At 64.2% G+C, this 21,776-nt stretch carries 22 protein-coding genes; 13 read left to right on the top strand and 9 right to left on the bottom strand.

What is annotated here, in order from left to right; translation table 11 throughout:
• Positions 1-17: 17 nt before the first annotated feature.
• Positions 18-2,102, bottom strand: a complete 2,085-nt coding sequence (recG, locus tag CHB97_RS11050; protein WP_089288011.1) for an ATP-dependent DNA helicase RecG — start codon at positions 2,100-2,102, stop codon at positions 18-20.
• 33 nt (positions 2,103-2,135) lie between these two features.
• Here recG and CHB97_RS25910 point away from each other — a divergent pair, with 33 nt between their 5' ends.
• The 3 genes from CHB97_RS25910 to CHB97_RS11040 all read left to right on the top strand — a co-directional run bounded on the left by CHB97_RS25910 (position 2,136) and on the right by CHB97_RS11040 (position 3,752).
• The gene (locus CHB97_RS25910) at positions 2,136-2,447 is read left to right on the top strand and encodes a hypothetical protein (RefSeq protein ID WP_143270841.1); all 312 of its coding nucleotides are present in this window, start codon (positions 2,136-2,138) and stop codon (positions 2,445-2,447) included.
• Between the two features lie 217 nt (positions 2,448-2,664).
• A complete protein-coding gene (locus CHB97_RS11045; protein WP_089288010.1) occupies positions 2,665-3,132 on the top strand; it encodes a hypothetical protein in 468 nt (155 codons plus the stop codon).
• Between the two features lie 356 nt (positions 3,133-3,488).
• On the top strand, positions 3,489-3,752 hold the full coding sequence (locus tag CHB97_RS11040) for a succinate dehydrogenase assembly factor 2 (protein ID WP_244559498.1): 264 nt from the start codon (positions 3,489-3,491) through the stop codon (positions 3,750-3,752).
• A gap of 3 nt (positions 3,753-3,755) precedes the next feature.
• On the opposite strand, the gene CHB97_RS11035 is transcribed toward CHB97_RS11040, so the two are convergent.
• On the bottom strand, positions 3,756-4,190 hold the full coding sequence (locus CHB97_RS11035; RefSeq protein WP_089288124.1) for a nucleoside deaminase: 435 nt from the start codon (positions 4,188-4,190) through the stop codon (positions 3,756-3,758).
• 153 nt (positions 4,191-4,343) lie between these two features.
• On the opposite strand from CHB97_RS11035, the gene CHB97_RS11030 reads away from it, so the two are divergent.
• The 3 genes from CHB97_RS11030 to CHB97_RS11020 are packed head-to-tail and all read left to right on the top strand — an operon-like array spanning position 4,344 to position 6,813.
• A complete protein-coding gene (locus tag CHB97_RS11030) occupies positions 4,344-4,904 on the top strand; it encodes a pyridoxamine 5'-phosphate oxidase family protein (RefSeq protein ID WP_089288009.1) in 561 nt (186 codons plus the stop codon).
• Between the two features lie 57 nt (positions 4,905-4,961).
• Positions 4,962-6,257 (top strand): pseudouridine synthase, encoded by a 1,296-nt coding sequence (locus CHB97_RS11025; RefSeq protein WP_089288008.1) that lies wholly within the window; start codon positions 4,962-4,964, stop codon positions 6,255-6,257.
• Positions 6,238-6,813 carry an RsmD family RNA methyltransferase gene (locus tag CHB97_RS11020; RefSeq protein ID WP_089288007.1) on the top strand — a complete coding sequence of 192 codons (576 nt, stop codon included), beginning with the start codon at positions 6,238-6,240 and terminating at the stop codon, positions 6,811-6,813. Before CHB97_RS11025 ends, CHB97_RS11020 begins: the two co-directional genes overlap by 20 nt.
• Positions 6,814-6,924: 111 nt before the next feature.
• Here the strand turns inward: CHB97_RS11020 and CHB97_RS11015 are convergent, their stop codons facing one another.
• Positions 6,925-8,370, bottom strand: a complete 1,446-nt coding sequence (locus tag CHB97_RS11015) for a diguanylate cyclase (protein WP_160105764.1) — start codon at positions 8,368-8,370, stop codon at positions 6,925-6,927.
• Between the two features lie 198 nt (positions 8,371-8,568).
• Positions 8,569-10,164: an exodeoxyribonuclease VII large subunit gene (gene xseA, locus CHB97_RS11010; protein ID WP_089288005.1), complete on the bottom strand. Its 1,596-nt coding sequence runs from the start codon at positions 10,162-10,164 to the stop codon at positions 8,569-8,571.
• Between the two features lie 120 nt (positions 10,165-10,284).
• On the opposite strand from xseA, the gene CHB97_RS11005 reads away from it, so the two are divergent.
• The gene (locus tag CHB97_RS11005; protein WP_160105762.1) at positions 10,285-11,562 is read left to right on the top strand and encodes an FkbM family methyltransferase; all 1,278 of its coding nucleotides are present in this window, start codon (positions 10,285-10,287) and stop codon (positions 11,560-11,562) included.
• A gap of 233 nt (positions 11,563-11,795) precedes the next feature.
• Here the strand turns inward: CHB97_RS11005 and pepF are convergent, their stop codons facing one another.
• Complete coding sequence (pepF, locus tag CHB97_RS11000; RefSeq protein ID WP_089288003.1) at positions 11,796-13,706, bottom strand: oligoendopeptidase F; 1,911 nt, start codon at positions 13,704-13,706, stop codon at positions 11,796-11,798.
• Positions 13,707-13,795: 89 nt separating this feature from the next.
• Entirely contained in the window at positions 13,796-14,299 is a 504-nt protein-coding gene (locus CHB97_RS10995) for a hypothetical protein (RefSeq protein ID WP_089288002.1), read from the bottom strand.
• Positions 14,300-14,396: 97 nt separating this feature from the next.
• Between CHB97_RS10995 and CHB97_RS10990 the strand changes: the two genes are divergently transcribed.
• The 5 genes from CHB97_RS10990 to CHB97_RS10970 all read left to right on the top strand — a co-directional run bounded on the left by CHB97_RS10990 (position 14,397) and on the right by CHB97_RS10970 (position 18,695).
• Positions 14,397-15,293 (top strand): 4-(cytidine 5'-diphospho)-2-C-methyl-D-erythritol kinase, encoded by an 897-nt coding sequence (locus tag CHB97_RS10990; protein ID WP_089288123.1) that lies wholly within the window; start codon positions 14,397-14,399, stop codon positions 15,291-15,293.
• A gap of 38 nt (positions 15,294-15,331) precedes the next feature.
• Positions 15,332-15,862: a molybdenum cofactor biosynthesis protein B gene (gene moaB, locus CHB97_RS10985; protein WP_089288001.1), complete on the top strand. Its 531-nt coding sequence runs from the start codon at positions 15,332-15,334 to the stop codon at positions 15,860-15,862.
• 167 nt (positions 15,863-16,029) lie between these two features.
• Complete coding sequence (locus CHB97_RS10980) at positions 16,030-16,878, top strand: hypothetical protein (RefSeq protein WP_089288000.1); 849 nt, start codon at positions 16,030-16,032, stop codon at positions 16,876-16,878.
• Between the two features lie 194 nt (positions 16,879-17,072).
• Positions 17,073-17,774, top strand: a complete 702-nt coding sequence (gene ftsE / locus CHB97_RS10975) for a cell division ATP-binding protein FtsE (RefSeq protein WP_089287999.1) — start codon at positions 17,073-17,075, stop codon at positions 17,772-17,774.
• Positions 17,775-17,972: 198 nt separating this feature from the next.
• Positions 17,973-18,695, top strand: a complete 723-nt coding sequence (locus CHB97_RS10970; protein ID WP_089287998.1) for a pseudouridine synthase — start codon at positions 17,973-17,975, stop codon at positions 18,693-18,695.
• Between the two features lie 5 nt (positions 18,696-18,700).
• Here CHB97_RS10970 and CHB97_RS10965 read toward each other — a convergent pair whose 3' ends face one another.
• Entirely contained in the window at positions 18,701-18,838 is a 138-nt protein-coding gene (locus CHB97_RS10965) for an entericidin A/B family lipoprotein (RefSeq protein ID WP_089287997.1), read from the bottom strand.
• Positions 18,839-18,910: 72 nt separating this feature from the next.
• Between CHB97_RS10965 and CHB97_RS10960 the strand changes: the two genes are divergently transcribed.
• Positions 18,911-19,666 (top strand): TlyA family RNA methyltransferase, encoded by a 756-nt coding sequence (locus CHB97_RS10960; protein ID WP_089288122.1) that lies wholly within the window; start codon positions 18,911-18,913, stop codon positions 19,664-19,666.
• A gap of 290 nt (positions 19,667-19,956) precedes the next feature.
• On the opposite strand, the gene gmk is transcribed toward CHB97_RS10960, so the two are convergent.
• Positions 19,957-20,625, bottom strand: coding sequence for a guanylate kinase (gene gmk / locus CHB97_RS10955; protein ID WP_089287996.1), 669 nt, complete (start codon positions 20,623-20,625; stop codon positions 19,957-19,959).
• A 223-nt stretch (positions 20,626-20,848) separates the two neighbouring features.
• Complete coding sequence (locus tag CHB97_RS10950; RefSeq protein WP_244559497.1) at positions 20,849-21,766, bottom strand: YicC/YloC family endoribonuclease; 918 nt, start codon at positions 21,764-21,766, stop codon at positions 20,849-20,851.
• Positions 21,767-21,776: the final 10 nt, after the last annotated feature.

Here is a 21,776-nt window from a genome sequence, read left to right as displayed (position 1 = left end):
TAATATAATCTCCAGTTTTACCCAGACCTAAGATACCTCACCGCCGCATCCCGCTCAAACAGATAAAGCAGCGTCCGCAGCGCCACCCCGCGTTCGGATGCCAGTTCCGGGTCGCGCTCGATGATCAGCTTGGCGTCATCGCGCGCGACCGCCAGCAAGTCCCCATGCACGGCGACATCGGCCAGCCGGAATTCCGGGATGCCGGATTGCTTGGTGCCCAGCATTTCGCCGGCACCGCGCAGTTCCAGGTCTTTTTCGGCGATCAGGAAGCCGTCTTCGGTTTCCTTCATTACCTGCAGGCGCTGGCGGGCGACCTCCCCCAGCGGCTGGTAATAGAGCAGCAGGCAGGTGGAGGCACCGGAACCACGGCCCACCCGGCCGCGCAACTGGTGCAATTGGGCCAGGCCGAACCGTTCGGCATGTTCGATGATCATGATGGTGGCTTCCGGCACATTCACGCCGACCTCAATCACCGTGGTGGCCACCAGAATATCCAGGTGCCCCTCGGCAAAGGCGGCCATCACGGCATCCTTTTCCGGCCCCTTCATCTTGCCATGGATCAGGCCCACCCGGTCGCCGAACCGTTCCAGCAGGGTGGCGTGGCGGTGGGTGGCGGCGGCCAGATCGACCTGTTCGCTTTCATCCACCAGCGGGCACACCCAATAGATGCGCTGGCCGGAACCGATGGCGCGGGGCAGGCCGGATACCACCTCTTCCAACCGATCCGAATGCATCACCACGGTTTTCACCGGCTGGCGGCCTGGCGGCTTCTCATCCAGGCGGGAGACATCCATATCGCCATAGGCGGTCAGGGTCAGGGTGCGGGGGATCGGTGTCGCCGTCATCACCAGCGTATCCACCCCGCGCCCCTTGGCCGCCAGTTGCAGGCGCTGGTGAACGCCGAACTTGTGCTGTTCGTCGATCACCGCCAGCGCCAGATCGGCAAAGGCCACCTCCTCCTGAAACAAAGCATGGGTGCCGATCAGGATGTCGATCTCCCCCGCCGCCAGCTTTTCCAGCAAGGCCGCCCGCGCCTTGCCCTTGTCGCGCCCGGTCAGCACGGCCAGCCGAACGCCGGCTGTATCGCACAAGGGGGCCAGGGTTTCGGCGTGCTGGCGGGCCAGGATTTCGGTGGGGGCCATCAGCGCCCCCTGCGCCCCGGTTTCCACCGCGTTCAACAGCGCCATCAGCGCCACCACGGTTTTGCCGCTGCCCACATCGCCCTGCAACAGCCGTAACATGCGCGACGGCTGGGCCATGTCGGCGTAAATCTCCGCCAGGGAGCGGGCCTGGGCATGGGTCAGTTGATAGGGCAGGGCGGCTGTGATCTGGGCGCGCAGGCGACCATCACCTTCCACCACGCGGCCGGCCAGCTTCTTCTGCGCGGCGCGCACCAGGGTCAGCGCCAACTGGTTGGCCAGCAACTCATCATAGGCCAGACGCTGGCGCACGGGGCCGAGCGGGTTGATATCCGCCTCATCCACCGGGTTGTGCAGGCGGGTCAGCGCACTGTGCCAATCCGGCCAGTCGCGCCGCTTCAGCCAGGCGGCATCCTGCCATTCCGGCAGTTGTGGGGCGCGGGACAGCGCCGCCTGGATGGCGTTGCGCAGCGGCTTGGGGTTCAGGCCGCCGGTCAGGGGATATGTCGGCTCCACGGCAGAGGTGGCGGGGGCGCCATCCTCCACCGGGGCGGCATGGTCCGGGTGGGCGATCTGCAACTGGTTGTTATAATATTCCGCCTTGCCGGAAACGGTGATCAGGCTGCCGACAGGCAGCTTTTCCTTCAGCCAGTCGCCCTTGATGTGGAAATAAACCAGATCCATCAGGCCAGTATGGTCCATGCAGCGGATGCGGTAGGGCCGGTTGGGGGCCAGCGGCGGCATATGCCCATCCACCCGCACGGTCAGCACCACATTGCGCCCCTCCGGCGCCTCGCTGATCGACGGCACGGCGATGCGGTCGACGATGCCCACCGGCTTGTGCCACAGCAAATCCACCACATGCGGGCCGGCCAGCCGCTCCGCCAGCTTGCCAAGACGCGGCCCCAGGCCCGGCAGGCTGGTGATGGGGGCGAAAAGGGGGAACAGGATGACGGGGCGCAAAGGGCGGGCTCCGGTAGGGCGAAACGAAGCGGGGTGGCTGACCATAGCGTCTATATCGCAGGCAGCGGTCAGAAGCCCAGATTGATTGTTCGTATCGGGGTGGCGGGGGTGTTCCGGGCGGGACCGCAGACCCAGGACAGCCGTGTTGAAATGGTCGACGGGCTGTTGGTCCTGTCCGATGGCGGCGCGGCTCAGCAATGCGCTCGAATGGAAGATACCGATAGGCTGAATTCATTGGATCGGGCGCATCTGCATCCATGGACCATCGCCGGCCGCGCCCCCCGCCCCACGCATAATGTGAAAAATATAAAACTTAAAGTCGTTAAATGCCGTAACTGCATGTAAATATTGGGGTTTCCAATTGAAAATGGACGGTTTGCGCTGGCTCCTGCATGGCGATGGATGACAATTTTGAATTGTATGACTCTTCGCCCGCATTACAAGTTTAACAAAAAAATCAATCTTAATATTAAAATGTAGGTTGACGTTACAATTTTTCATTGCTACGCATATTACCAGCGCATCGATTTCGGTGTGTTAATGCTCATTAACGGAGATCAAAATGGCTTTGACGAACCTCACTGTACAGGTTGATAGCGAGCGCGGCCCCTTCTATCAGCCGGGCTGGGATTTTTATCTGACGGACCTGAACAGCACCGTTGGTGGGAAGTATATCTATGTCGGCTATCAGACCAATGGTAAACAGCCGATCACCAATGTGAACTTCATCGCCTACAGTTCTGCACAGGCGAACAGCATTCCAGGCTGGAACTGGTCTCCGGCGGATCTGAATAGCGGGGCTGGTGGGAAATACATTTACATGTATTGGAATTATGATGCTGGTCGGCAGCCGATCCAGTCTCTGGCCTTCGTCGTGACCAATCAGTCCGTACCCCCGCAGATCCCCGGCTTTCAGCATGTTGGTTGTGATCTCAATGAAGGTGCGGGCGGCGACTATATCTGGGCCTATTACTCGACCACGGAAACGAGGGTGGCTCAGGTAAAGGAACTGTTCACCCGGCCCGAATAATCAGCACAAGGGCTGGTCGCGGGACTTTACCGCAAGGGGGCCGTTCTGCGGCCCCCTTTTTCATGGTGCATAGTGGAAAGGTGGAAAGCAAGTACGGTATTCATGTGATCAAAACAGTAAAACATAAAAAACTTGCTATCGGAAACCATCCATAACCTCGTGGGGTTAGGGCACGTTGTTGGGTGCTTTTGCCGACGCGACGGGCTCAGCCGGTGCTGGTTGGGCGTTACTGACGCGAGAGGCGTTCAAGGAACATCTGGCTTCGTGGGGCGAAACGAAGCGGGGTGGCTGACAGAAAGCCGTTGGGGCTCTATATCCTACCATCAATTGGAACATGATCCCCGATGATGGCAGAGATGAGCGAGATGGAACTGGATAATCGTCGCAAGCGCCTGATTTTCCGCAGCGAACATCGCGGCACCAAGGAAATGGACCTGCTGATGGGCAGCTTCGCCCGGCAATATCTGGCCGGGATGAGCGAGGCGGAAGTGGATGCCTATGAGGCGCTGATGGAGAATCCGGACCCCGACATTTATAACTGGATCACCAAAGCCGAGCCGGTGCCGGCGGAATGGCAGGGGCCGTTGATGGAGAAGCTGCAGGCCCATCAGGTGGTGTGAAGATCAGCGCCTGTCGCGGAAGAAGCTGCGGAGCTGATCGGCTGCCCGGCGCTCCTGGAAACCGCCATAGGTTTCCGGGGCGTGGTGGCAGGTGGGCTGCTGGAAGAAGCGGGGGCCGTGATCCACGGCCCCGCCCTTGGGATCATAAGCGCCGAAATAGACCCGACGCAGACGGGCGAAGCTGATCGCCGCCGCGCACATGGCACAGGGTTCCAGCGTCACATACAGGTCCAGGCCGGGCAGGCGGGCGCTGCCCAGGCTGGCCGCCGCCGCCCGGATGGCCAGGATTTCGGCATGGGCGGTGGGGTCGGCCAGCTCCTCCGTCCGGTTGCCGGCGCGGGCCAGGATGCGACCGTCGCGCGGGTCCAGGATCACCGCACCCACCGGCACCTCCCCGCGGGTGGCGGCGGCGGCGGCCTCGGCGAAGGCGAGGTCCATGGGGCTGGCGGACAGGGGGGCGGGGTGCTGCTGTGACATGATGCGGGCAAGGCTGCCCCGGCGGGGGCCGGCCCGTCAAGCGGGGGGAACCGGCGGGCGGGCAGGGCGTTGGCAAAGGGACGATCCCCGAAAGCCAGAAACAGGTAAATCCCCATGAGCGATTATCTGCACCAGACCCCGCGCCCCGCCGCCCCCATCACCCCCGGTGCCGACCCCAAGGCCGACAAACTGTGGAGCATGATCAAGGATATCGATGTGGCGATGATGACCACATTCGATGGCGATCAGCTTCGCGCCCGGCCGATGTGGTGTAGCAATGACCGGTTCGATGGCAGCCTGTATTTCTTCACCCGCCGCTCCTCGCCGAAAGTGGGGGAAATCGTGCAGGACAGTCATGTCGGCCTGGCCTTCGCCAAGCCGGGGGACCAGAATTATGTCTCTGTCTCTGGTCACGCCCGGGTGGTGACCGATCGCGGGCTGATGAAGCAATTATGGCGGGAACCGATGCGCACCTGGTTCCCCAAGGGCACCGACGATCCCGACATGGCGCTGATCGCCGTGACCGTGGAAGCGGCGGAATATTGGGACAGCCCGTCCGCCGGCATGGTGTTCCTCTATGGCTATGCCAAGGCGCTGCTGACGGGGGAGCCGCCGCAGGGGGGCGAGAATGAGAAGCTGGGCAGCACCGGCGTCGTTGGAACGCCAGACCTGTGAGGGGGTGGGGCTGGCGGCGCTTTACCTGCGGCGTGTGGCCGCGTAAAGTCCGCCACCATGTCCCGTATTCCGTATGATCCCTTGCATCAGGTGGCCGTCGAAGACGTCGCCGATGATGCCGAAACGACCGATGCCGCCCCCCTGCCGGGGGGCGAGCGCGTTGCCAAACGTCTTGCCCGCGCCGGCGTCTGCTCCAGGCGCGACGCTGAAAAGCTGATCGCCGACCGCCGCGTGTCGGTGAATGGGCGGGTGCTGGACAGCCCCGCCTTTCTGGTGCGCGATGGCGACCGCATTGTGGTGGATGGCAAGGCCGTGGCTGAGCCGGAGCCGACGCGCCTGTGGCGTTACCACAAGCCCGAGGGGCTGGTGACGACGGCCCGCGACGAACAGGGCCGCGCCACCGTGTTCGACAATCTGCCGGGCGACCTGCCGCGCGTGGTGTCGGTGGGCCGGCTGGATCTGTCGTCGGAAGGGCTGCTGCTGCTGACCAATGATGGGGAGCTGGCCCGTTTCCTGGAATTGCCCAGCACCGGCTGGCTGCGCCGTTACCGCATCCGCGTGCATGGCACGCCGACGCCGGAAACCATGCGCCGGCTGGCCGAAGGGGTGGTGGTGGATGGCATCGCCTATGGCCCCATCGAAACGGTGATCGACCGCACGGTCGGCTATAATTCCTGGCTGACCGTGGGCCTACGCGAAGGCAAGAACCGGGAGGTTCGCCGCGTCTTCGATTATCTGGGCCTGCCGGTCAGCCGGCTGATCCGTGTCGCCTATGGCCCCTTCCAGTTGGGCAAGCTGGATCGCGGCCAGGTGGAGGAAGTGCCGCGCCGCGTGCTGCGCGAGCAGATCCCCGATTTCTTCCCCGCCGATGCGGTGGAACCGCCGCCTGCCCCCGGTGCGGCGCCAAAGCCTGCGCCGCGTATGCGCTATGACCGCTTGCCCAAGGCCATGGCGGAACAGGCCCCGGCCGCCGCCACCAAGGGCGGGCCCAGGCAAGCCGCCCGCCCGTCGGCGGCCAAGGCGCGCGATAATGTGGAACGGATGCTGGGCGGCAAGCCCAAGCCGGCCCGCACGACGTCAGCGACCGCAGCCAAGCCGGCGGCGGAAGCCCGCCCGGCCAATGCCGCCGAGCGCCGGGCTGCAGCGGCAGGGTTGAGCGAATCTGCCCGCAAGGCGGTGGCGGCGATGGACCGGGCCCTGTCCAAGGGCGACATCCCGGCAGAGGGTGCCACGGCCCCGCGTCGGGCGGCAAAACCGGCAGCGGCGGCGCCCAAGCCCGCCAGTGATAAACCCACCCCGGCCAAGGGGCCGCGCGGTGATGCAGGGGGCAAGGGTGCGAATCGTCGGCGGTGAGTTGCGCGGCCGGCGGCTGGAGGCACCGACGGGGCGCGATGTACGCCCCACCAGCGACCGGACCCGGCAATCCCTGTTCAACATTCTGGCCCATGGCGATTGGGCGGCCGATGGCGGCGATGTGCTGGACGGCGCCGTGGTGCTGGATGCCTTTTGCGGCACCGGTGCCCTGGCGCTGGAGGCCTTGTCGCGCGGCGGCGCCAGCGCCCTGCTGCTGGACAAAGCGCGCCCCTCGCTGGAGATGGCGCGGCGCAATGCCGAAAGCCTGGGGGTGACGGCGCGTTGCCGCTTCATCCTGGGGGATGCGGGCAAGCCGCCGGCGGCCCCGGCGGCGGCAACCCTGGCCTTTCTGGACCCGCCCTATGGGCAGGATCTGGCCCCGCCAGCACTGACCGCCCTGTCGGCGGCGGGCTGGCTGGCCCCCGGCGCGCTGGTCTGTGTGGAGGTGGGGGAGCGTGATCCGCTGACCGCCCCGCCGGGCTTTGTGATGCTGGATGAACGCGCTTACACCCAGGCGCGCATCCTGTTCCTACGCCACGTCCCGCGTGTTGTCTGATACTTTAATTTCCCTCAGGCGCCGGGCGGGCGCATCCGCGCCCTTGGCTTGCGGCACCACGCGGTGCCGGGCCGGCGGTCGCCGGCCTCCAAGCCGCCTAAAGCGCAACCTTTAGGCGGCTTGGTAGGAATCATTGGCCTTGGGCTGGACAAAAGGGCTGATGGTCACCCGGTTGCGGCCGGCCTGCTTGGAGCGGTACAGCGCCTTGTCGGCCAGCCGCACCAGTTCTTCGGGCGGCAGATCGTTCAGGTTGCCGGTACCGGCCAGCCCGATGCTGACGGTGACATTGTGGAACGGGCTGGTTGCGTGGGGGATTTGCAAGGCGGCCACCCGCGCCCGCAAATGTTCCGCCACGGTCTGGGCATTGCCGATATTGCTGCCAGGCAGCAGGATGATGAATTCCTCCCCGCCATAGCGGGCAACGAGATCATGGTCGCCCGGCAGGGAATCGGCCAGGGTCTGGGCAACCTGATGCAGGGCCTTGTCCCCCGCCTCATGCCCGTACTGATCGTTGAAATGTTTGAACAGGTCGATATCCAGCATCAGCACGCTGAAATCCTTCGACCCGGCCTTGCCATATTGGGCAAGAAGCCGTTCTACCCGGCGGCGATTGGCAATACCGGTCAGGGCATCGGTTTCTGCGGCCTGATGCAATTGCCGGTTGGCCTCCGCCAGCTGCATCTGCACCTCCCCCCGCCGGCCATTTTCACAATAGAACAGGCAGACCAGCAGGATCATTCCCCCCACCAGCAGGGCGGTGGTGAAACCGATGGTGATGGTCTTGGCGGTCCAATGCGCAAAAATCGTGTCGGTTGACTGGGCAACGTTGATGAAGAGCGGGTAACCGCCGATCGGCGTGGAAACATAAAGCCGTTCAACATTGTCGATGGCGGCCACATCTTCAAATGTCCGCTCCCCCGCCAGGGCGCGCTTGACCCCCGGGAATTTCGAAAGGTCGCGCCCGATCACCTGGGGATCATAGGGGCGGCGCCCGATGACAACCCCCTTGTCGGTGAACAGGGTCATGGACCCGCCGGATTCCACCGCGATACGGTCAAACAGCTTGTTGAAATAGCTCAGCTGGATGCCGGCAACCAGCACCCCGGCAAACTGCCCCTGCGCATCATCCAGCCGCAGGCTGGCCACGATCATCGGGGTGCCGTCGGACAGTGCGGCATAGGGGCCGGAAATATAGAGCCCGCGATCCGGATTCGCCTGATGGCGGATGAAATAGGGGCGCCAGTTAAGGCTCTGCTGTTCGTAGTCACTGCCGGCATTACCCAGCACGATATGGCCACCGGCATCGGTGGCCCCGCTCAGCTTCACCGCGTCGGGCATGGCCAGCAGCAACATATCCAGCCGTTCACGCGCCAGCCTGGCATCACCGGCAGTGATGGCACCGCGCACGCCCAACAGCATCCGTTCCAGCGTGGCGATGGAACCGGCAATATCGGTGGCCAGGGCATTGCCGACATTACTGGCGGATGCCACGGCGGCAGCGCGGGTCTTCCCCCGATCCTCGACCAGCTGGCCCAGAATGATGGATAACAGACCCACGGCAAGAAACGTGGCGAGCCAGATATATAGCCTGGCTGCGAAATTTCCGGTTCTGATCGGCATCCTGCGCCTGACGCTCAAGGAGAAGCGATGTTGGCCGGAGCTTACCATGTCTGTTTGCACCGCACAGCGGGGGAAGGCCACCCTTTGGGTTAGGTTGCTGTGACGGGGCGTTTTGCCCGTGCGAGGATGAATTGGTCAGAACAGGCTGCCCTGTTCTTTGGCGGAGCGGGTGCTGCGCCTGCGGGCGGGTACGCGTTGGTCTCCCTCCGCCTCGGCTGGCGGTGGGGTGGTGCCGGCTTCGCCGATCAGTGCCGCCACCTTGGCATCCGTAAAGGCGATCGTCACCGCCATGCCGGGACGGGTAGCATCCGCCCTGGTCACGGGCGCGCCATCGCCATCGGTGACCAGGGCGAATCCGCGCGCCAGCACCCCGCGATAGGAATAGCTTTCCAGCAATTGCGACAGGCTGGCCAGCTTGTCCCCGGCCGCGCGCAGCCGGGCGGCATAGGCGCGGTCCAGCCGGGGTGGCAGGTCGGCCAGCCGGTCAGCCCCCTTGCCCAGATCGCGGCGCAGATAATCCGGGTTCAGCCGCTGGGCCAGCGCCTGATAACGGCCATCGGCCAGCCGTGTGGCCGTGGCCAGCCCGGCGCGCAACCCACGCCCGCCGGTTTCCAACCGCAGCCGCGCCATCTGCAGTACCTCACGCGGGTGGCGAAGCTTCAGCGCCAGTTGGCGCACGGCCACGCCCCGGCGTTCCAGCCCGCCGCGCATGGCCAGTTCCAGCCGTTCGGCCCGATCATCCAGCCGTTGCACCAGCCCTTCCAGCAGGGCCTGCGGATCGCCCAGACCCCGCGCCAGCCCCGCCACATGCTGGCGGCGCAATTCCAGCGCGCGGGTCATGCAGCCATGCAGGCGGCGGCTGTCATCCAGCACCTGGGCCAGCAATTCGCTGCGCACCGGTACGGCCATTTCGGCGGCAGCCGTGGGCGTGGGGGCGCGGCGGTCGGCCGCGAAATCGATCAGGGTGGTATCGGTTTCATGGCCCACGGCGGAAATCAGCGGAATCTGGCTGGCGGCTGCCGCCCGCACCACGATTTCCTCGTTAAAGGCCATCAGATCTTCCAGGCTGCCGCCCCCGCGCGCCACGATCAGCAGATCGGGCCGGGGCACGCGGCCCCCCGCCTCCAGGCTGTTGAAGCCTTGGATGGCACGGGCCACCTGGGCCGCCGCCCCGTCACCCTGGACGGCCACGGGCCAGAGCAGGACATGACGGGGAAAACGGTCGGACAGCCGGTGCAGAATATCGCGGATCACCGCCCCGGTCGGGCTGGTGATGACGCCGATGGTACGCGGCAGGAAGGGCAGGGGCTTTTTACGCTCCGGTGCGAACAGCCCCTCAGCGGCCAGCCGGCGCTTGCGCTCCTCCAGCATTTTCAGCAGGGCGCCTTCGCCCGCCAGATCCATGCTGTCGATGACCAGCTGGTACTGGCTGCGGCCGGGATATGTGGTCAGCTTGCCGGTGCAAATGACCTCCATCCCCTCTTCCGGGCGGATGGCCAGCCGGGCGACCACGCCCTTCCAACAGACGGCCTCGATCACCGCCGCATCATCCTTCAGCCGCAGATAGAGATGGCCGGAGGTGTGGCGCTTGGGCTGGCTGATTTCGCCACGCACCCTGACATAGCCGAACGCATCCTCCACCGTGCGCTTGAGGGCGCGCGACAGGTCGCTGACGGAAAGCTCGGGCAAGTTGCTGCCGGGGCGCGGGGGATCGGGAAGAAAATCGCTCATGATGACCTGATCATAAGGTTATGGGTGCAGCAGGCCAAGGGGCGGTATGCATGAAGTCATTTATCCTTTTGTGGTATTTCTATAATGTCCGGATATCGAACAGGTGGGAATGGAGCGGTCATGCGCGCAGGTACACTGGAAGCCCTTTGGTATGCGGGCTATGGCCCCCGTACCCTGCTGGATGTTGGGGCGCATATGGGTGCCTTCACGGCGTCCTTCATGCAGGTCTTTCCGCATGTTCAGCCGGTGCTGGTGGAGCCCAATCCCCATTGCCAGGAAGCACTGGCCCAGCTTCCATTCGAACGTCACGCCGTGGCGGCCGCAGCGGAGAATGGGGAGCGCGAGCTTTTTCTTACCAGTGAATGGCTGCAATCCACCGGTACCTCGCTGTATCGGGAAAACACGGCATTTTTCCGGGATGAGGTTGTGGTAAAGCACCCGGTGCAGGCCGTCCGATTGGATGATCTTTTCGCCGGTCGCCGCTTCGATTTCGTGAAAATCGATGTGCAGGGGGCTGAGCTGGAGGTCCTGCAGGGCGGACAGCACCTGATAAGGCAGGCGGATTATGTCCTGCTGGAAGTGTCGCTGGTGGAGTATAATCTGGGGGGCGCGCTGGCAGAGCAGATTTTTGCCGCCATGGCGGAACTGGGTTTTCGCTGTGCCGATGCGCTGGAGTTCCATCGTTTGCAGGGAACGTTTGACGGCAATCTGCTGCAGATCGATTTCTTGTTTGAACGGGGGGTACGGCGCCCCTCACAGACGCATCGTTATGCCGCCATGCATGATCACGGCCCCCTGCTGGCCCATCTGGCGGCCCTGAAGGCGCGCCATCCTGATTTTACCGTGATCGATGTCGGTGCCGCTGCCAATCCCTGGTCGGCGCCGGTGCTTGATGCCACGCTGGATTTCAACGCCTGCGCCGCAGCACCGCTGAATTTCCATGGTAATATCAATGATCCGCGCGCCTGGGAACCGGTTCTGTCCCATGTTGCCCGCCATGGCCGTTTTTCCTTCTGCATCTGCTCCCATACGTTGGAAGATCTCGCCTATCCTGCCGTCGCGCTGGAAATGATGCCCCGGATCGCCGAGGCCGGTTACATTGCCGTGCCTTCGCGGTATGTGGAATTGGTGCGGCCCGAGGGGCCCTGGCGGGGCTATATCCATCATCGCTGGATATTGGATATGGTTGATCACCGGCTGGTGATCGCGCCCAAACTGCCGATTTGGGAATACTTGCCGATTGAGAAGGAGACGGAGTGGGCGGCTGATCCCTCAAGGTTTGAGCTTCAGATGACCTGGCGGGGCGGTATCAACTTTACCCCGCTAAATGGCGATTATATGGGCCCGTCCTCCGCAGCGGTTATCCAGATGATGAGCAACTTCGGCAATCGGGCCTGAGAGAAGATCCCCCCGGTGGCTGGATCTGGTCACCGGGGGGGGAATTTTACCCTATGCTGGAGAGTGACATTATACCAATCTCCCTTGATCGTGACCGATCCAGGGAGATTTTTCGTTCTCTCATGCGCCGGGCGGGCGCATCCGCGCCCTTGGCTTGACAGCGGGCACGTGCCCGCGGGCCGGCAGTCGCCGGCCTCCAATCCGCCGAGGGTCAAACCCTCGGCGGATTGGCATTACTTCTTTTCTGCCAGCAGCTTCTCCACCTCATCCATGATCTTGTCCATGCGATGGATCAGGGCCTGATAGGGCACCGGGGTGGCCAGATCGACGCCCGCCTGCTTCAGCAGCTGATAGGGATATTGCGAACCGCCGGCCTTCAGCACTGACAGGTAACGATCCCGCTCCTTCTCCCCGCCCTTGCCGATCTGTTCGCCAAAATAGGCCGCCGCCGCCATGGAGGTGGCGTACTGGTAGACATAGAAGGGACGGTAGAAATGGTTCACCATCTGCCATTCGGCACAATAGGCCGGGTCGATCTTCATCACCCCTTCCTTGTCGCCGTGATAGCGCTTCAGCAGGTCGCAATAGATTTCGTTCATCTTGCGACCTGACAGGGCTTCCCCGCGTTCCATCGCGTCATGGGTGGCCAGTTCGAATTCGGCGAACATGGTCTGACGGAAGAAGGTGCTGCGGATGCTGTCCAGCTCATGGCCCAGGAAGAACAGCTTTTCTTCCCGCGTCTTGGCCCGGCCTTGCATGTAGTCGGCCAGCAGCACCTCGTTGGTGATGGAGGCAACTTCGGCCACGAACAGGGAATAGTCGGAGGTTTCATAGGGCTGGGCGGCATCGGCCAGCTTGGTGTGCATCCCATGGCCCCATTCATGGGCGAAGGTCGACACGCTGTCGAACGTATCCTGATGGTTCAGGAACACGAACGGATGCACGCCGTAAACACCGGTCTGATAGGCGCCGGGGCGCTTGGTGTCCGACGGGTAGACATGCATCCAGCGGCCCTTCAGCGCCTCTTCCAGATTGCGGGCATATTCCTTGCCCAGCGGCTTGGTGGCGGCCAGGGTCAGGCTCTTGGCCTCTTCAATCGGGAACTTGCGGTCCAGTTCCACGATGGGCGGATAGATGTCGTAATAGTTCAGATCGGGCAGGTTCAGCATCTTCTGCCGGATCTTCAGATAGCGGTGCAGGGTCGGCAGGCCCTTGTTTGCCTCTGCCACCAGGGTGCGATAGACGCTTTCCGGGATGTCGTTGGCGGCCAGGGAGGCAGCGACGGCACTGGGATAGTTGCGCAGCTTGGCCATGGCCACGCCGGCCTGGATGCGGTTGGCCAGCAGGCTGCCATCGGTGTTGGTGTATTGGCCGAACTTGCCCCAGAACGTGTCAAAGGCCAGCTTGCGCACGGCCCGGTCGGGGTTTTCCCGCAGCTTGGAATAGCCCACCTGATTGACCTTCACCTTCGACCCGTCAGGCAGGGTGACGCTGGGCCAGTCAATATCGGAGCTGGTGAGCAGCTGATAGGTGGAGCCGGCATTGTACATGGCAGGGCCCACGGCGGCCAGGGCGGCCTCTGTCTCGTGGCCCAGCGTATGGGCCTTCATGCGCAGCGTGTCGCGCAGGCCGACTGCGTGTTTTTCCAGCCCCTTGTCGGCCTTGATGAAGGCCTCCACCTTCTCGGCCCCCAGTTCCTGGATTTCCGGGTCCAGCCAGGCGGTGGCGGCACCGATATCAGCGTTCAGCTGACGCACGAGATTGCTGCCCTCTTGGGCGGCCTGATCGCGGGCATCGGTGCTGAACTGGGTGGACATATAGACCGACAGCCGGTTCATGCGCAGCCGGATGGCGGACAGTTTGTCCAGGGCGGTGCGCAGGCTGGCGGCATCCTTGCCCAGCGTGCCCTGCAGCGCTGCCAGCGAGGGCAGTTCGGCGGCAATGGCCTTGCGCTCCGCATCCCAGGCGGCGCGGTCCTTATAGAGCGTCGTCAAATCCCAGACATAGCGTTCATCCACCTTGGCCGCAGCGGCGGCAGCGGGGGCCTGCTGGGCCTGGACGAAGCTGAGGGGGGCACATGCCGCAAACAGGGCAATGGCGGCGGCCCCGGCCAGACGGGTCTGCAAACGGGTGTGACTGTGCATGGGATTGCTCTTTTTCTGGTTGTCGGCAGGAAGGGCTGAACGAAAAGCGGGGCCGCGTTTGCCGCAGCCCCTTATGGTTTCGGGTGATGTCAGGCGGTGGCGCCGTGCGGGGGCAGGGCCTTGGCCCGGCGCAGCAACAGAATCTGGCGGGTGAAGACGGTGCCCATGGCCAGCGCGAACAGGCTGTCCGACAGCAGGCCGAAGCCATGTTCATCCGGGCTTTCCAGCCCCAGATGCCGCGCCCCCTGTTTCACCACCACCAGAGCGACGATGAACAGCAGGCCGGTGACGGTCAGCCGCGACATGGGCTGGCCGGTTTCCGGGTCGCGGAACAGGTGAATATGCCGGACGGCATAAAGGCCGCAGCCGATGCCGGCCAGCAGGGCGGCGATAATCGCCAGCCCGCCCAGGCCGCTGACATGCGGCCCGACCATGATATGGCCGTAGACATAGAAGGCGGTGGCAAGGGTCAGCAGGCCCAGCACCAGCAAAATGGCCCAGCCGCGCACCCGGCGCGCGCTGCGGGTGCGGCGGGCCAGCAATAAAATGGCCAGACCAATGGCGAGATAGGGAATGAAAGGCTTCAGGTCCATGGCGTATCATCCCGCGTGGTGACAATCCTGGATATCGCGCCCTATTGGAAGTACCAAGTAAACAGTTTGCAACAGCCATTCGATGGGTCCGCCCGCCATGCCGTTGATCCGTGCCGCCGCCGCCGCAAAGCTTAATCTCTATCTCCATGTGCTGGGGCGTAACGCCGATGGCTATCACCGGCTGGACAGTCTGGTGGCCTTTGCCAGCGCGCATGACGTGGTGGAAGTGGCCCCATCCGGCTATTTCAGCCTGTCCATCCAGGGGCCCTTTGCCTTGCCCCTGTTGATGGAGGATACGGACAGCAATCTGGTGGCGCGCGCGGTCAAGGCGCTGGCGGCGGAACTGGGCCGGGCCCCCGATGTGGCGGTGACGCTGGTGAAAAACCTGCCGGTGGCATCGGGTATCGGCGGCGGGTCGGCCGATGCCGCCGCCGCCCTGCGCGCCCTGGCGGCCCTGTGGGAATTGCCCGCTGATCATCCGGCCCTGGCGGCGGTGGCGCCGAAACTGGGGGCCGATGTGCCGGTCTGTCTGGCCGGGCGCACCGCCTATTTCGCGGAGACCGGCACGCTGCTGACCCCGGCACCCGACCTGCCGGAAGCCTGGGTGGTGCTGGTCAATCCCGGCACCGGGCTGCATACGGCCAAGGTGTTCGGGGCCCGCACCGGGGCCTATTCCAATGCCGACCGGCTGGACCCGATGCCGGATGATGTGGTTGAACTGGCCCGCGCGCTGCAGCAACGCCGCAACGACCTGACCCTGGCCGCCCAAAGCCTGTGCCCGGCGGTGGCGGAGGTGCTGGCAGCCCTGGATGCCACGCCGGGCAGCCTGCTGGCCCGCATGTCGGGCAGCGGGGCTACCTGCTTCGGGCTTTATGCCGATGCGGAAACGGCCATGCTGGCCGCGCAGTTGATCACCCGCGCCCGCCCGCATTGGTGGGTGCAGGCGGCGGGGCTGGTGAATGATATTTCTGATGTGGAGCGGGTGGAAGTCTGATCCTGCCCCTGTCCGCCCGAATGACCGGAGGTGCCGTGATGGCCCGTATTGATGAAAGCCGCCCCTTCCTGCCCGTGAATATCGCCGTGCTGACCGTGTCGGACACGCGCGACCTGACGACCGATAAATCCGGCGACACGCTGGCGGAGCGGCTGACGGCCGATGGGCATAATCTGGCCGACCGCGCCATTGTGCGCGACGATGTGCGCGCCATTGTCGACCAGCTCCGCCGCTGGATCGCCGATCCGCAGATCGATGTCGTCATCTCCACCGGCGGCACCGGCCTGACCGGCCGCGACGTGACGCCGGAGGCCTTTGAAAGCCTGTTTGAGAAGAAGATCGACGGGTTTGGCGAGATGTTCCGCTGGCTGTCTTTTGAGAAGATCGGCACCTCGGCCCTGCAATCGCGCGCCACCGGCGGGCTGGCCGGCGGTACCTATCTGTTTGCCCTGCCGGGCAGCCCCAGCGCCTGCCGCGATGGCTGGGACCTGATTTTGAAATGGCAGTTGGACAATCGGCATCGTCCCTGCAACCTTGTGGAGCTGATGCCGCGCCTGACGGAAGTGTGAAAGCGGGAGTAGCTGTGGCAAAAACGGGCAAGCGACGGCCACCGCCATTGAAGGGGCCGCTGAAAACGGGTAACGATTCCGCGCTCGCGGGCCGCACCCCGCCAGGGGGACCGGAACCGGGGTGCGATCTGCAACAAGATCAAGGCTGGGCGCAGGAGATTACTGGAATGACGCGGACCTTCATCTCGATGGCGAAGACGGGTGGTCAGGGCAAGACCCTGACGGCGCAACTGCTTGTGCTGCAGCACGAGCAGAAGGGCGTGCCGGTCAAGCTCGCCGCCGCGGATAGCGACAGCCTGAACAACCGGTCCAAGTTCGGCCGCCTGTTCCACCATGTGAAGGAACTGGGAATCGGCGAAGACCTGACCAAGGTGAAAAGCTCCACCGACCCGAATCTGGCCATCAAATATTGGGATGAGTTCGGCCGCACCGTGCTGGAAGGCGGCTACATCATCGATGTCGGCGCCAATGTGGCCGCCGAACTGTTCGCCTGGGCAGAGGCGCGCAACGCCGGTTCCCTGCTGCGCCGCCGCAATTCCCCGCCCATCGATCTGGTGGTGACCACCAAGGCCGAGGGGCAGGCGATCGAGGATGCGCGCGCCCTGATCCAGTACAGCTTCGACAAGAATGAGTGGCTGCCCATCGGCCGCCGCTATGTGGTGCTGAACGAGGTGGCAGGCGGCTTCGGCGCCTATGAAAATGACAGCGCCTTCAAGCGGTTGAAGGCATTCCAGAACATGGGCGTGCATATCGTCACCATGAAGCGCTGCGAAAGCGACATCTGGACCCTGCTGGAACGCGAACTGATCTCCGTCCGCGACGCGCTGAAGCTGACCGAGAATGATCTGGAAAAGCGCTTCGGCATTGATGTCTGGACCGGCCATAGCGGCCTGACCGACCTGAAATCCTGGGCCGACGAGACGCTGGCTTCGTTCGAGCGGGTGGGGCTGGTGCCGCTGCGCGAAAGCGTTCACGCTGGCTCGCCGGTTGAAGCGGTCGGCGCAGGGTGTGTGTAATATTCGCCCTGCTTGATCGGAACCGATCAAGCAGGGCTTCTTGTTCCCTCAGGCGCCGGGCGCCCGCCTCCGCGGGCTTGGCTTGCGCGCACATGGGTGCGCGGGCTGGCGGTCGCCAGCCTCCACCCTTGTCGAAGGCCATGCCTTCAACAAGGGTGGCTGTTCAGCAGGGTTGAAGCAAGGGAGCGTGCCGGGTGGTCCGTTTCGAGAATGTGGGATTGCGCTACGGCAATGGGCCGGAGGTGTTGCGCGACCTGAGTTTTGAGCTGGCCCCCGGTTCATTCCAGTTCCTGACCGGCCCCACCGGGGCCGGCAAATCCAGCCTGTTGAAGCTGCTCTACCTGTCGGAACGCCCGTCGCGCGGGTTGATCACCCTGTTCGGCGAGCAGCTTTCCAAGCTGCCGCGCGCCAAGCTGCCGGACCTGCGGCGCCGCATCGGCGTGGTGTTCCAGGATTTCCGCCTGCTGGACCATATGACCGTGTTCGACAATGTGGCGCTGCCGCTGCGCATTGCCGGGCATGATGAAAAACATGTGCGGGAAGGGGTGGGCGACCTGCTGGCCTGGGTCGGGCTGGCCGACAAGCTGCACGCCCTGCCGCCCACCCTGTCGGGCGGTCAAAAACAGTTAGTCGCGGTGGCCCGCGCTGTCATCAACAGCCCGCAACTGATTGTCGCGGACGAGCCGACCGGCAATATCGACCGCGACATGTCGCTGAAAATCATGCGGCTGTTCATTGAGTTGAACAAGCAGGGCACCACGGTGGTGGTCGCCACCCACGATTGGGGCCTGATCGACCGCATGAAACGCCCCATGCTGGAGCTGTTCGAAGGCAAGCTGGCGGAGGCCTCCTGGTGGCTGAAACCGGGCGAAGCGCTGGAGCCGGCCCCGGTTTGAGGGGAGGGCTGGCGCAGATACAGCGCTTCATACTGGCACACACCTGTCCCCATCCCTATACTGCCTCCCCCGCGAAAGCGGGGGTCTAGGAGCCAAGGGCACCGGAGCGTCGTTCTTCGTGGCCCCTGGACCCCCGCTTTCGCGGGGGAAGCAACAGGGGGCGTTGCCGCTCCCACATCACCCCCAAGGAATACCCCTATGCGTCTCGTCCGGCTGATCGCCAATCTGGGCTATGGCAGCCAGCGCGATGTGAAAATGCTGTTGCGGGAGGGGCGTGTCACCCGGCGCGACGGCACCGCACTGGCCGCCGATGACAAGGTCGACCATGGCGACATCCTGATTGACGATGAACCGCTGGACCCGCCGCAGGGCACGGTGCTGATGCTGCACAAACCGGCCGGCTATACGTGTTCCACCAGCGATCCGGGCCGCGTCGTCTATGAATTGTTGCCGGAGCGGTTTGAATATCGCAACCCGATCATGGCCCCTGTCGGCCGGCTGGACCGCGACACGACGGGCCTGTTGCTGCTGACCGATGATGGCCAGTTGCTGCACCGCATCATCTCGCCCAAGGCCAATGTGCCCAAGGTCTATGAGGCGGAACTGGCCCGCCCGCTGACGGGGGAGGAGGCGGCGGTGTTTGCCAGCGGCACGCTGATGCTGAAATCGGAGAAGACGCCCCTGCTGCCAGCCAGCCTGGAAGTGCTGGGGGAGAAGCGGGCGCGGCTGACCATTCAGGAGGGGCGTTACCACCAGATCCGCCGCATGTTCGCCGCTGTCGGCAACCATGTGGAAAGCCTGCACCGCCACGCTATTGGCGGGCTGGTTCTGGGCGATCTGGCTGAAGGCGAATGGCGCGAGCTGGCGGCGGATGAGGTAGCGAAAATCTTCACCGCCTCATCCCCGGTCCTCACGGTGTAAGGGCCTTACTTCGCCCCGTTGGCGCCACTTTCGATGGCCTTGCCGGCGCTTTTGATGTCCTTGCCCACGCCTTCCACGGTATTGCAGCCGGAAAGGGAAAGGGCGGCGATGGTCAGAGATGCGAAGAGAATGACGCGCTTCATGTGGCTTATCCAGCTCGATAAGACTATTCCTGTGGCAGAATGATTACCACGAAGTCCAAGCCTATGTCCAAAGTGCCAAAAGTGAGGGTCGATCAGGCTTTGGTTGATCGCGGATTAGCCGAAAGCCGGTCCAAGGCCCAGGCCCTGATCCTGGCCGGGCTGGTCTATGCCGATACGCGCCGCATCGACAAGGCCGGCGATCAGGTGCCCGAAGATCAGGCCCTGCATGTCAAGGGCCAGGACCATCCCTGGGTCAGCCGGGGCGGGTTGAAGCTGGTGAAGGGGCTGGACCAGTTCGGCATCGATCCGACCGGCATGGTGGCCATGGATGTCGGCGCCTCCACCGGCGGCTTCACCGATGTGCTGCTGACGCGCGGGGCTGCCAAGGTCTATGCCGTCGATGTCGGCCATGGCCAATTGGCCTGGAAGCTGCGCGAAGATGCCCGCGTGGTGGTGATGGAGAAAACCAACGCCCGCCATCTGACCGCCGAACAGGTGCCCGACCCGCTGGATATCGTGGTCTGCGATGCCAGCTTCATCGGGCTGGAAACCGTGCTGCCGGCAGCGATGGCGCTGACGCGGCCGGGTGCCTTTCTGGTGGCTCTGATCAAACCGCAGTTTGAGGTGGGCAAGGGCCGCGTCGGCAAGGGCGGGGTGGTGCGCGAACCGGAACTGCACCAGGAAGTCTGCGACCGCATCAGCGCCTGGCTGGCCGCCCAGCCCGGCTGGACCGTGCTGGGCATCGCCGAAAGCCCCATCACCGGGCCGGAGGGGAACAAGGAATTCCTGATCGGCGGCCGGCGGGAGGGGCTCCCGGCGGTTCAGTGACCGGCTGAATCAGAGTTTTACTGCATCCTTACCGTCACCCATGCTGCGTCCCATAGGGGTTAGGTTAACCTCTTGCACCTTCGCTGCCTTCCCCGCGAAAGCGGGGACCCAGGGGCCACCAGACCAACGCTTTGGTTCCCTTGGCCCTGGACCCCCGCTTTCGCGGGGGAGGCAGCGAAGGTGCGAAACCCTAACCAGCACCCATGGACCGCACCATGGGGAAGGCAAAGGTCAGCCCGACAGTGAAGGGACACAGATTTTCAGGCGTGCCTAACGGGTCTCTGTAGCTTTCAGCCCTGGCCCACCTGAAGCGCCCGGACGAATTCCGTCAGGCCCACCTGACGGCGGCGCTTCAGTCGTTCGGCGGTCAGGATGGCCTGCACGGCGGCCACGCTGACCTCCACATCCTCATTCACGATCACATAATCATATTCGGACCAATGGCTCATCTCGTCATTGGCCTTGGCCATGCGGTGGGCGATCACCTCGGCCGTATCCTGGCCCCGGTTGGTCAGCCGACGCTCCAGTTCCGCCGCACTGGGCGGCAGGATGAAGATGCGCACCAGATCATCGCCGGCGGATTCGCTGAGCTGCTGGGTGCCCTGCCAGTCAATATCGAACAGCACGTCGCGCCCGGCGCGCAGCGCGTCTTCCACCGGGCCCTTGGGCGTGCCGTAATAGTTGGTGAAGACCTGGGCATGTTCCAGCAGCTCCCCACGCGCCACCCGCGCTTCGAACGCTGCCTTGTCGATGAAGTAATAATCCTTGCCGTCAACTTCCCCCGGCCGCATCGGGCGGGTGGTGACGGATACGGACATGGACAGGTTGGCATCCAGCGCCAGCATCCGCTTGGAAATGGTGGATTTGCCGGCACCAGAGGGGGAGGACAGCACCAGCATCAAACCCCGGCGGCGAACCTGGGAACGGGCAGTGACGGGGGCGGCGGACGGGGTGGACATGGGAGAAGGGGGCCTTTGGTTGGGGGGGAGCTACGTAACCCGACAGTAACCGCTGGGGTCACTGGGGTGACATTTGCATAAAGAGCTGCCTTCCCCGCGGAAGCGGGGAACCAGGGGGATTATCCCAACGCTGGGTGCCTGCCCCCCTGGACCCCCGCTTTCGCGGGGGAGGCAGTTAAATTCTTGGTGCGGTGTGGTTGCTCATTATTATCCAACCACACCCTCACTCAATATTCTGCACCTGTTCACGGAACTGTTCGATCACGGCTTTCAGGTCCATGCCGATGCGGGTCAGATCCACGTCGGCGGATTTGGAACAGAGCGTGTTGGCCTCCCGGTTGAATTCCTGGCAGAGGAAATCCAGCCGGCGGCCGATGGCACCGCCATCGGCCAGCATGGCGCGGGCCTGGGCGATATGGGCGCGCAGCCGGTCCAGCTCCTCCCGCACATCGGCTTTGCTGATCAGCAAGGCGGCCTCCTGCGCCAGCCGTTCTTCCGCCAGGGCCGGCACGGCATCCAGCAGGGCGGCGATCTGCTGGCGCAGACGACCGCGCAGGGCTTCCGGTTGCAAACAGGCGGTGGCGGCGGCGGCATCGGTCAGCCGTTCGATCTCCGCCAGATGGTTCGTCAGTACGGTCGCCAGATGCGCGCCCTCTGCCGTGCGGGCGGTGACCAGCCGGTCGATGGCGACCGTCACCGTGGCGGCGATGGCTTTTTCCAGGGCGGCGCGCTCCTCCTCCGTCTCCTGCGTCTCCCCGCTGTCGATCACGCCGCGCACCGACAACAGCGTGTCGATGGAGGGCGGCGGGGCGTCGGGGCCGGCAATGTCGCGGGCCAGTTCCAGCACCTGGGCCAGCAGGTCGCGGTTGATACGCAAGGCGCCGGTGGTTTCCGTGCGGGTCAGGTTCAGCGCGACATTGACATTGCCACGGGTGATGCGGGCCTCTACCGCCGCGCGGATGGCGGGTTCCAGCCCATCCAGCCCCTGGGGCAGGCGGCAACGCAGGTCGCGGCCCTTGCCATTGACGCTGCGCGCCTCCACCACCCATTGCACACGGGGGGCCGCGCCATCGGCGCGGGCGAATCCGGTCATGCTGGTGACAGCACCCTTGGCGCTGTGACGGGGGGCTTGGGCGTTCATGCGGAACCCT

The sequence above is a fragment of the Azospirillum sp. RU38E genome, from assembly GCF_900188385.1.
Lineage (GTDB): Bacteria > Pseudomonadota > Alphaproteobacteria > Azospirillales > Azospirillaceae > Niveispirillum.
This window is presented reverse-complemented; position numbering and strand designations above follow the sequence as displayed.

What these genes read in the sequence shown, in the direction of transcription:
- CHB97_RS11045 (WP_089288010.1), top strand. Translation starts at nt 2,665, where the DNA reads ATGGCTTTGACGAACCTCACTGTACAGGTTGATAGCGAGCGCGGCCCC.
- CHB97_RS11040 (WP_244559498.1), top strand. Translation starts at nt 3,489, where the DNA reads ATGAGCGAGATGGAACTGGATAATCGTCGCAAGCGCCTGATTTTCCGC.
- CHB97_RS11035 (WP_089288124.1), bottom strand. Translation starts at nt 4,190, where the DNA reads ATGGACCTCGCCTTCGCCGAGGCCGCCGCCGCCGCCACCCGCGGGGAG.
- CHB97_RS11030 (WP_089288009.1), top strand. Translation starts at nt 4,344, where the DNA reads ATGAGCGATTATCTGCACCAGACCCCGCGCCCCGCCGCCCCCATCACC.
- CHB97_RS11025 (WP_089288008.1), top strand. Translation starts at nt 4,962, where the DNA reads ATGTCCCGTATTCCGTATGATCCCTTGCATCAGGTGGCCGTCGAAGAC.
- xseA (WP_089288005.1), bottom strand. Translation starts at nt 10,164, where the DNA reads ATGAGCGATTTTCTTCCCGATCCCCCGCGCCCCGGCAGCAACTTGCCC.
- CHB97_RS11005 (WP_160105762.1), top strand. Translation starts at nt 10,285, where the DNA reads ATGCGCGCAGGTACACTGGAAGCCCTTTGGTATGCGGGCTATGGCCCC.
- pepF (WP_089288003.1), bottom strand. Translation starts at nt 13,706, where the DNA reads ATGCACAGTCACACCCGTTTGCAGACCCGTCTGGCCGGGGCCGCCGCC.
- CHB97_RS10995 (WP_089288002.1), bottom strand. Translation starts at nt 14,299, where the DNA reads ATGGACCTGAAGCCTTTCATTCCCTATCTCGCCATTGGTCTGGCCATT.
- CHB97_RS10990 (WP_089288123.1), top strand. Translation starts at nt 14,397, where the DNA reads ATGCCGTTGATCCGTGCCGCCGCCGCCGCAAAGCTTAATCTCTATCTC.
- moaB (WP_089288001.1), top strand. Translation starts at nt 15,332, where the DNA reads ATGGCCCGTATTGATGAAAGCCGCCCCTTCCTGCCCGTGAATATCGCC.
- CHB97_RS10980 (WP_089288000.1), top strand. Translation starts at nt 16,030, where the DNA reads ATGACGCGGACCTTCATCTCGATGGCGAAGACGGGTGGTCAGGGCAAG.
- CHB97_RS10970 (WP_089287998.1), top strand. Translation starts at nt 17,973, where the DNA reads ATGCGTCTCGTCCGGCTGATCGCCAATCTGGGCTATGGCAGCCAGCGC.
- CHB97_RS10965 (WP_089287997.1), bottom strand. Translation starts at nt 18,838, where the DNA reads ATGAAGCGCGTCATTCTCTTCGCATCTCTGACCATCGCCGCCCTTTCC.
- gmk (WP_089287996.1), bottom strand. Translation starts at nt 20,625, where the DNA reads ATGTCCACCCCGTCCGCCGCCCCCGTCACTGCCCGTTCCCAGGTTCGC.
- CHB97_RS10950 (WP_244559497.1), bottom strand. Translation starts at nt 21,766, where the DNA reads ATGAACGCCCAAGCCCCCCGTCACAGCGCCAAGGGTGCTGTCACCAGC.